Source organism: Streptomyces polyasparticus, from assembly GCF_014493765.1.
Lineage (GTDB): Bacteria > Actinomycetota > Actinomycetes > Streptomycetales > Streptomycetaceae > Streptomyces > Streptomyces polyasparticus.
Genome location: NZ_JACTVJ010000083.1, coordinates 1 through 1,651 on the forward strand (window position 1 = coordinate 1; position 1,651 = coordinate 1,651).

General features: G+C 42.0%; 1 protein-coding gene. It reads left to right on the forward strand.

Features of this window, described 5'->3' with window-relative positions; translation table 11 throughout:
• A partial coding sequence (locus H9Y04_RS48985; protein WP_187820131.1) for a sugar porter family MFS transporter occupies positions 1–1,651 on the forward strand: 1,651 nt, incomplete at both ends.

Consider the following 1,651-nt stretch of genomic DNA (forward strand, 5'->3'; position numbering starts at 1 on the left):
ATTTTATAATGTCACAACAAGAACTTGATTCGGGAGTTCAGACTCCCATCAATAATGACTCTTTGTTAGTCAAAGATGACAAACCAGAAGAGGAAGAAGAAGCATTACCTACGTTGGACGACAGTGACAAGAAACATATTGCCGTTTCCATTTTCTGTCTTTTGATTGCGTTTGGTGGTTTCGTGTTTGGTTTCGATACCGGTACCATTTCCGGGTTTGTTAACATGCCTGACTTTAAGCAAAGATTCGGACAACTTGAACATGATGAATACACTTTGTCGAACGTCAGAACTGGTTTGATGGTTGCCATTTTCAACATTGGATGTGCTGTCGGTGGTATTTTCTTGTCCAAGGTGGCTGACATGTACGGAAGAAGAGTGGGACTTATGTTTTCCATGCTTATCTATGTGATTGGTATCATTGTGCAAATTTCGTCTCTGGATAAATGGTACCAAATTTGTATTGGACGTGCCATTACTGGTTTGTCGGTTGGTATTGTTTCTGTGTTGTGTCCCTTGTTCATTGGTGAGTCTGCTCCCAAGAAATTGAGAGGTACTTTGGTGGTGGTTTTCCAGTTGTTCATCACATTGGGTATCTTTTTGGGTTACTGTACCACCTATGGAACAAAGACTTATGACGATTCGAGACAGTGGAGAATTCCCTTGGGTTTGTGTTTCGCGTGGGCCATTCTTTTGGTTTCTGGTATGCTTTTGATGCCTGAATCTCCTCGTTACTTGATTGAAAAGAACAAGATTGAAGAAGCTAAAAAGTCTATTGCCAGATCCAACTCTACCACCCCAGACAATCCCGCTGTCTACACTGAAGTGCAATTGATCCAAGCTGGTATCGAGAGAGAAAAAATTGCTGGTAATGCTTCGTGGACTCAATTGATCACCGGTAAACCCAAGATTTTGTCAAGAGTTATTATGGGTATTATGTTGCAATCTTTGCAACAATTGACTGGTGACAACTACTTCTTCTACTATGGAACAACCATCTTCAAAGCTGTTGGTTTGCAAGATTCTTTCGAAACCTCGATTATTTTGGGTGTGGTCAACTTTGCTTCTACCTTCCTTGGTATCTATGTCATTGACCGTTACGGAAGAAGAAAGTGTTTGTTAACCGGTTCCGCGTGCATGTTTGTCTGTTTCATCATCTACTCGGTTTTGGGTTCGGTTAACTTGTACAACAATGGTTATGACGACTTGACTGATACCAACAAACCCACCGGAAATGCCATGATTTTCATCACCTGTCTTTACATCTTTTTCTTTGCATCCACTTGGGCCGGTGGTGTGTTCTGTATCGTGTCTGAGAGTTACCCATTGAGAATCAGATCAAAAGCTATGTCGGTGGCTACCGCAGCCAACTGGTTGTGGGGTTTCTTGATTTCGTTCTTCACTCCATTCATCACTTCGGCTATCCACTTTTACTATGGTTTTGTCTTTGCTGGGTGTTTGTTGTTCTCCTTCTTCTACGTCTTCTTCTTTGTCCGTGAGACCAAGGGTTTGACTTTGGAGGAAGTGGATGAATTGTACTCTCAAGATGTGCTTCCATGGAAGTCATCTTCTTGGGTTCCTCCATCTGCCAAGCAAATGGCATTCGACATGGGATACGCCGAATCTCAAAAAGCAGAACAAGAACATATTTA